Origin of the sequence: Okeania sp. SIO2F4, assembly GCF_010672385.1 — a bacterium.
GTDB lineage: Bacteria > Cyanobacteriota > Cyanobacteriia > Cyanobacteriales > Microcoleaceae > Trichodesmium.
In genome coordinates this window covers 1-7,681 of record NZ_JAAHGT010000441.1, presented here as the reverse complement: position 1 = coordinate 7,681, position 7,681 = coordinate 1, and the positions used below count along the sequence as shown (strand labels likewise).

At 37.5% G+C, this 7,681-nt stretch carries 6 protein-coding genes; 3 read left to right on the top strand and 3 right to left on the bottom strand.

Translation table 11 applies throughout. The features are described 5' to 3' along the window. From F6K22_RS24110 to F6K22_RS24100, 3 genes are all read right to left on the bottom strand, one after another. Nucleotides 1-2,023 (bottom strand): N-6 DNA methylase (locus tag F6K22_RS24110; RefSeq protein WP_293103760.1); only part of this gene is annotated, 2,023 nt, incomplete at its 3' end. A 1-nt stretch (nt 2,024) separates the two neighbouring features. Continuing rightward, nucleotides 2,025-2,171 carry a hypothetical protein gene (locus F6K22_RS24105; RefSeq protein WP_293103757.1) on the bottom strand — a complete coding sequence of 49 codons (147 nt, stop codon included), beginning with the start codon at nt 2,169-2,171 and terminating at the stop codon, nt 2,025-2,027. 788 nt (nt 2,172-2,959) lie between these two features. Beyond that, the gene (locus tag F6K22_RS24100) at nt 2,960-3,931 is read right to left on the bottom strand and encodes a protochlorophyllide reductase (RefSeq protein WP_293103754.1); all 972 of its coding nucleotides are present in this window, start codon (nt 3,929-3,931) and stop codon (nt 2,960-2,962) included. 389 nt (nt 3,932-4,320) lie between these two features. On the opposite strand from F6K22_RS24100, the gene F6K22_RS24095 reads away from it, so the two are divergent. The 3 genes from F6K22_RS24095 to F6K22_RS24085 all read left to right on the top strand — a co-directional run bounded on the left by F6K22_RS24095 (nt 4,321) and on the right by F6K22_RS24085 (nt 7,549). Beyond that, complete coding sequence (locus F6K22_RS24095) at nt 4,321-4,638, top strand: hypothetical protein (RefSeq protein WP_293103752.1); 318 nt, start codon at nt 4,321-4,323, stop codon at nt 4,636-4,638. A 509-nt stretch (nt 4,639-5,147) separates the two neighbouring features. Next, on the top strand, nt 5,148-6,254 hold the full coding sequence (locus F6K22_RS24090) for a TRAP transporter substrate-binding protein (protein WP_293103749.1): 1,107 nt from the start codon (nt 5,148-5,150) through the stop codon (nt 6,252-6,254). 212 nt (nt 6,255-6,466) lie between these two features. Continuing rightward, nucleotides 6,467-7,549 carry a TRAP transporter substrate-binding protein gene (locus tag F6K22_RS24085; protein WP_293103746.1) on the top strand — a complete coding sequence of 361 codons (1,083 nt, stop codon included), beginning with the start codon at nt 6,467-6,469 and terminating at the stop codon, nt 7,547-7,549. The last annotated feature ends 132 nt before the right edge of the window (nt 7,550-7,681 follow it).

Genomic DNA, 7,681 nt, shown 5'->3' with positions numbered 1-7,681 from the left:
AAACCCAAACATCGCGATTAGTTTTTACTCCATTGCTAAATAATTTAAAAATAGTATCGGTTACTTCTCCCTTTGCAGCTTTAGTTTCCTTAGTTCCCATTGGGATAAAAGTTTCAAATTCAGCTTGCAATCCTGCCGTTAACCAGGTATTTTTTTTATCCGGTTTAATTTCTTCCCAGTCAACTCCACCTAAATGCTGACATTTTTCCAAATAAGCATATTTTTCCTCTTTCCGCCAAAACTCATCTACAACTGCATGGTAAATTTGACATTGAGATTTTTTACCTTCCTTCTTTTTAATCAACAGGTTAATACTCACTCCAACCTGAATCCCAAAAACATTATGAGTCGTTCCCGATAACTTGGGATTAGTTCGTACATTACCCCCCAAATCTAAAACATAAATCGCGTCAAAATCTTGGGCTAAATGTTGTCGCATCCCATCAAAAGCAATATTATCAATAAAGCTGCTATTAGTTACTAAAGCGACTATTCCCTCATCTTTAATTCTATCCGCAGCCCAACGAAAAGCTTTTACATAAGGGTCTGAAAGAGAAACTTTATTCGTCGCTTTTGAGTCTTTAGAATAAGTCTGAGCTACCCGTCTATCTACCTCTTCATACTTCCGATTTTTATTATTATCATTCTCATTTTGTTGCCACGCATTATAAGGAGGATTACCAATAACCACAAAAATCTCTGAATCTTGCTGTCGTTGCACTCGTTGAGTATTTTCGGGAGTAAATAAATCTAACTGTAACGCCTCTTGAACAGAAAAAGTATCCACTAAACAAATACCTTCAAACGGCTCATATTTTCTCGTTGCTTCTAGATATTCATGCTCAATATTCATCGCAGCAATATAATAAGGTAACAACATCACCTCATTACAGTGCAACTCATCCTTATATTTATCAGGTAAAGCAGTTTTCCTAATTTCCCGCATTACCCGCATCAGAAAATTACCTGTTCCCACAAACGGATCGAGAATATGTACCCCTTTATGACTGAGAGATTTCTTAAACTCTTTTTTCAGAATCTCATCAACACTTTTTACCATAAAATCAACAATAGATTGAGGAGTATAAACAATCCCATGAGTATCAGCAACCTTAACAGCAAACCCTTGAAAAAACTTCTCATAAACCGTGTTTAAAAAATGCTGTTTCTCGCTATAGTCCTTAATAGTTTTAGCCGCTTCTTCTAATGCTAAATAAAAATAATCTACCTCCTCCAAAAAATGATTACGACTAAAAGACTTCGAGGTTAAAGCATTAATAACTTTCTCAATTTCCACCGCAATAATATTCCGCCGAGTAAAATCTGGATTATCAAAAATCTGGCGGAAAATTCGTTCCGTTAATAAATGTTGAATCAGCATTTCTTCCACCGCAGCATCAGAAATATTCGGATTAATCGACTGACGGCAAATATTACTAAATCCATCAAACGCAGCAATAAACTTTTTATTAGTTTTGCGTTGACTCTGAATTAACTCAACTAATTTTTCCCCTAAATTATGAACTCTTTCCCCAAATTCTGTAGCTGCTTTTTCCCAATTTTCTATCTGGGGCGGGCGATATTCAAAAAATAACTTGAGACTTTCTACCAGAGCTTCCGGTTTAGTAATTTCTCCATCAAAAACCTGTTTTCCCCCTTGCCAAATAATCACCCGTTCAGGAGACTGAAAAATAATATTATCTTTCGGATAACCTTTAGCAAATTTATTTTTTACTTCTTTAGCTAAATCATCCTCAGAATCTTTCGCTTCCCAGATACCATGTTTGAGAGTATCATCTCTAACTAATAACCCATCAACTCGGATTAGTTTTTTCTTAGTTAATTGAATGCTATTTTCTTGTACCAACGTCCAATTAAACTGTTGACAACAAGCAGTTAGTAAGTCCGCAAAAGCAACTTTTACCGCCCCTTCATTAATAGCTCCCAACTGTTGAAACTTTTTTAAACTTTGGTAATATAATTTGATAGGTTTGTGAGTAGGTTTAAGGTTAAGAATAGCCATTTTAGTTATTAATTATCAGTTGTAGGTTGGGTTGAGGTACGAAACCCAACAAAGCTTTATTTTTGTTGGGTTTCACTGTCGTTCTACAAGGGCCTACATTTTTAGATAAAACTGCTTTTTGAGTAGGTTTGAGGTTGAGAATAACCATTTCAGTTATCAGCCTTTTCAGTGAACAGTTATTAATTATCAGTTATCAGGCGTAGGTTGGGTTGAGGTACGTTTACGGAGCATTTCCAACGGAAAAACCCAACAACAATAAAGTGCGTGTTGGGTTTCACTGTCGTTCTACCCAACCTACATTTTTATTTAGATAAAACTGGTTTGTGAGTAGGTTTGAGGTTGAGAATAGCCATTTCAGTTATCAGTTATCAGTTATCAGTTATCAGTCAATACAGTTCAGTTCTTTCGATCCCCCCTAACCCCCATTTAACAAAAAGCGCAGCATCCTCTGGCTTCCCCCTTCCCAAGGGGGACCGGAGGGGGATCAAGGGGGGGACTTCCAGTGCCCCTTTTTAAGGGGGACCGGAGGGGGATCATAAATGTACTTCATAACTGTGGGAATTGCTATATAATTTCTTGCTTTAATATTTTAATCAATCAAAACAAAATATGAAATAAACAATTTCATTCCCTATTCCCTATTCCCTATTCCCTGACTTATGCAAGAAGTCTAAGGAAAAATGGGATTTGGAAACCAAACCCCTACAGTTTTTTTCACAAATAATTTAGGATTGCTATAGCACTATGACTATAGTTTTTAACGACCCTAAGTAATGTCAAAAAATTAACTAGCTATTAGCTTTTAGCATTCAGCTATCAGCTTTTTGAGTTTGGGTTTAAATACCCGGTTTATAGAAACCGGAAAGTTGAGGAGGGGACTGTTACCCCTCCTCAACGTTTACTGCTGATTGCTGACCGCTGACCGCTGACCGCTTTTTAAGCTAATCCCACCAATTTTGAACTTAATTCCCACAGTTTAATTGCCTTATCATCATCACTTGCTTCATCAGAAACCTCTTGTACAAAAGACTGACGATCTTTCTTTTGGCGATTTCCCCAACTCCAATACATTCCAGACTCCTTATACTCAGGATCTTTAACCAGAGCAGCAACCCTTTCTCCAGCCAAATCTTGAGAAACATATCCTCCAGTAATATTCTTTTGGAACAGTGGGAAAATTTTCTGGAATAAAGGAAAATGATTTCTAAATAGAGGTGTATCTGCTACACATCCGGGATACAGAGAACTAAAAACAATCCCCGTTGACTCGTGATAACGCCGATGTAACTCCCGCATAGTCAAAACATTGCAAAGTTTACTATCTTTGTAAGCTTTACCAGACTTAAACTTCTTACCATTAATCATCGTAACAGGAGCTTTGAAACCCTGTTCAAAACCTTGCAAATCTCCTAAATCTGGAGGTGCTGGAATTGGAATTTTTCCTCCCAACTCTTTCGGGTTAGCTGTTACAGTTCCCAAAATCACCAACCTTTTATCCGTAGCAGGAGACTGCTTCAAATCTTCTAACATAATGTTACATAGAAGAAAATGTCCCAGATGATTTGTAGCAACACTTAGTTCATAACCATCTACACTCCGCTTAGGTTCTTTTAACAATGGCAAATATACCGCAGCATTGCAGACCAAAGCTTCCAGAGACCTACCACTTTCTCTAAAAGTATTGACAAACCTTTTTACACCATCTAAACTGGCCAAATCTAGGTGCATAACAGTGTAGCTATCTTTTGCCATACCTACTTCTTGAGCAGCTTTTTCCGCTTTTGAGAGGTCTCGACAAGCCATCACAACATACCATTGACCTGTTTTAGCTAGAGCTTTGGCAGCGTGTAAACCTACCCCTGACGATGCACCCGTAATTACTACTGTTGATTTATGATTTTGTTCCATTCCCAATGAAATTTTGTAAAATTCGATTGACTAATTGGATAATTTTACAACAGTCTTGACCAAATCAAAAGTCAAGTATGAATTACTAAAATAAATTTATTTTACAGACTTACCTAAAGAAACCCAGTTGCTAGGAGAAATTGTGGTTTTAACAATAGATATTTAGGAAAAAAATCAGGTTTCTAGGTTCCCGTAATTAAGTCATCTAAAGTCAATCCTTAAAAAGTAAAAAAAGCTGTAATTTTCAATACAAATTATCAAATTAGATTTTAATTATAGCATTAATGGGGATAATTGTCTGATTGTAAAGTTTAATCACAAGACTCAAGTGTTTTTACCCTGCTGATGATAGTTTTGAGAATGTAAATTAACTAAGACAGGAGTAAGTTATGGCAATCTTTAAGGATGACCATGAGCACGAACACCAACACATCTACGGTGGTGTCCTAGCAAACGGTGATAAGTGGTTTGGTGAAGGTTTTGAGAGCAGAAAAATTAAGGAAGGAACTTATATCGTAAAATTTATTCCTCCTTTTGCAGGTTTACCAGCACCAGTTTGTACTATTTCTGGAAATGAGTGGATGACATTTAATATGTCAGTCGCCACCGTTCAAATTACTCCAGAATACTTTATCTGCATTACTTCATCACCTATCCAGCCGATTGATTGTGCTTTTACATTTATTGCTTTTGGTGACGCTGCATAAATAAGAGTCTTAACGCTCGCCAAAAATGTTAACAGCATATTAACCTTTGCTGTATTTAAAATTTAGTATAATTAAATATAGCCCCAGACTTTTAGTTTGAGGGCTTTTTTCCTATTTTACTATATACTTGGAAGCTGTTTGAGAAGTGTTATATGAAACCGATGAATCCGCGCAAACCTAACCCCCCTCCCCTACAATAGAACGGGGATTTCAAAGCCTCTCTCCTCGTAGGAGAGAGGTTTGGAGAGAGGTTTTTATGAGTTTACAAACAGTTTCTTAGGATAAGATTTTAATTTCTGTTTTTATTCCCTTTGATATCAAATCCTGTAAAAAAGCATAGAAACCGGGTTTGTGTTAAATGCTACGCTGTAATAACATTAACCTCTAACAAACCCGGTTTCTTATAACACTTCCATTACAATCGGATTTGATATGATAAATATATCAAACCTTGAAACCTTATCGAAATACTAAGCAGAAAACCTAAAAACACCAAATAATATAAAACAATGAAACGAAGAAAACTAATTAACCATATTGCAACTGCTGCAAGTGTCGCAGCTTTAGCCGCTTGTAGTCAAACTACCACTGAAACTACCTCTACCGATAGCTTGCCCTCTGTCAAATGGAGAATGACCACAAGTTGGCCTCGCTCCTTAGAGACAGTTTTTGGTGGAGCACAAACAGTATGCGATCGCGTCGCAGCTATGACTAATGGCAGATTTACCATTACTCCTTATCAAGCTGGTGAAATAGTCGGAGGTTTAGATGTTCTGGATGCTGTCCAACAAGGTACCGTACAATGTGGCCATACTGCTAGTTACTATTATGTTGGTAAAAACCCAGCCCTTGCCTTTGGGACTGCTGTCCCCTTTGGCTTAACTGCTCAACAACAAAATGCTTGGTATTATCATGGTGGGGGTTTAGAAATAATGCACAAGCTTTACTCGGACTTTAATATTATTAGTTTTCCTGCTGGTAATAGTGGGACGCAGATGGGAGGCTGGTTTAAACGAGAAATAAACACGGTTAGCGATTTAAATGGTTTAAGTATGCGCATCCCTGGTTTTGGTGGGGAGGTAATGAAAAAATTAGGTGTAAATGCTCAAGTATTGCCTGGTGGTGAAATTTATCTAGCTTTGGAGCGAGGTGCTCTTGATGCTGCGGAGTGGGTAGGTCCTTATGATGACAAGAAATTAGGTTTAGATAAAGCTGCAAAATATTATTATTATCCTGGTTGGTGGGAACCTGGTCCGACTTTTGAGGTGCAAGTTAATCTGGATGAATGGAATAAGTTGCCAAAAGAATATCAGGAAACTTTTAAAAGTGCTGCATATCAAGCAAATATAAGTATGCTCGCCCAATATGATGCTTTAAACGGAGCAGCATTGGCAGAATTGATAGCAGGTGGTACAGAGTTACGCCCCTACAGTCAAGAAATTTTACAAGCAGCACAGAAAGCAGCTTTTGAATTTTACGAAGAGAAAGCTAATCAGGATGCAACTTTTAAAGAAGTCTACGAACAGTGGAAAAAGTTCCGAGAACAGATTTATCAATGGAATGCTATTAATGAATTGAGTTTTGCTCAGTTTGCTTTCAATAATTCCGTAAAGTGAATTCAGAAGTTTGAAGTCAGAATTCTGAATTTAGAATTCTGAATTCGCACAACGGAAGTAGTGAATCGAAAATTTTTTCATCCTTTTTCAGTCAGAAGTAAAGACTTCGTAGTAGGGCTTTAGCCCTAAGTTATAGATAGGGCTAAAGCCCTACTACAAACAACAACTTCGCTATTCCCTGTTCCCTGCAATAACACATAAATAAATAAATAATGAAACGTCGAAACCTAATTAATTATGCTACTGTTGCTGGTACAAGTGCTGTTGCTTTACCTGCATTGAGTCAAACCGAACCCCAACAGATAAAATGGAGAATGACCACGAGTTGGCCGAAATCTCTCGATACTTTGTTTGGTGGAGCACAGAGGATTTGCGATCGCGTCGCAGCTTTGACCAATGGCAGATTTACTATTACTCCTTATCAAGCTGGTGAAATAGTCGGAGGGTTGGAAGTTTTAGATGCTGTACAACAAGGAACCGTACAATGTGGTCATAATCCTAGTTATTACTACAAAGGCAAAAATCCTGCCCTAGTATTTGCTACTGCTGTTCCCTTTGGTTTTACTGCCCAACAACAGAATGCGTGGCTATATCATGGAGGGGGTCTAGAAGCTATACAAAAAGTTTATGCTGATTTTAACGTGATTAATTTCCCTGCGGGTAATACAGGTGCGCAAATGGGTGGTTGGTTTAGAGAGGAAATTAATACTTTAGCTGACCTCAATGGTTTAAAAATGCGTATTCCTGGTTTGGGAGGGGATGTGATGAGCAAGTTGGGAGTAAATGTTCAGGTGTTACCTGGTGGCGAAGTTTATTTAGCTTTAGAAAGAGGAGCTATTGATGCTGCTGAATGGACTGGACCTTATGATGATGAGAAGTTGGGTTTATATAAGGCAGCAAAATACTATTATTATCCTGGTTGGTGGGAACCTGGTCCGACTATAGATGTATTGGTTAATTTAGATGCTTGGAACAAGTTGCCAACAGAATATCAGGAAATTTTTCAGACTGCTGCTTATGAAACTAATTTGAATATGTTAGCTCAATATGATTTTTTGAATGGTGAAGCTTTGCCAAGATTGATGGAAAAAGGTGTTCAGTTGAGGGCTTTTAGCCCAGAAATTATGGAAGCTTCTCAGAAAGCTGCTTTTGAAATTTACGAAGAAAATGCTAGTAAAGATACGAGTTTTAAGGAGGTTTATCAACAGTGGAAAAAATTTAGAGAGCAAGTTTTTAATTGGAATAAAGTTAATGAGTTAAGTTTTGCTCAGTTTTCGTTCAATAACCCAAAGTGAATTGAGAATTGAGAATTGAGAATTGAGAATTGAGAATTCGCACAACATAATTACTATAGCCTGCGTCCGCAGCGACTGGAACGGAGTGGAAGGAAGCAATCTCAGGGGTGCGCCGAGATTGCTTCCTATCAA

What these genes read in the sequence shown, in the direction of transcription:
- F6K22_RS24105 (WP_293103757.1), bottom strand. Translation starts at nt 2,171, where the DNA reads ATGGTTATTCTCAACCTCAAACCTACTCAAAAAGCAGTTTTATCTAAA.
- F6K22_RS24100 (WP_293103754.1), bottom strand. Translation starts at nt 3,931, where the DNA reads ATGGAACAAAATCATAAATCAACAGTAGTAATTACGGGTGCATCGTCA.
- F6K22_RS24095 (WP_293103752.1), top strand. Translation starts at nt 4,321, where the DNA reads ATGGCAATCTTTAAGGATGACCATGAGCACGAACACCAACACATCTAC.
- F6K22_RS24090 (WP_293103749.1), top strand. Translation starts at nt 5,148, where the DNA reads ATGAAACGAAGAAAACTAATTAACCATATTGCAACTGCTGCAAGTGTC.
- F6K22_RS24085 (WP_293103746.1), top strand. Translation starts at nt 6,467, where the DNA reads ATGAAACGTCGAAACCTAATTAATTATGCTACTGTTGCTGGTACAAGT.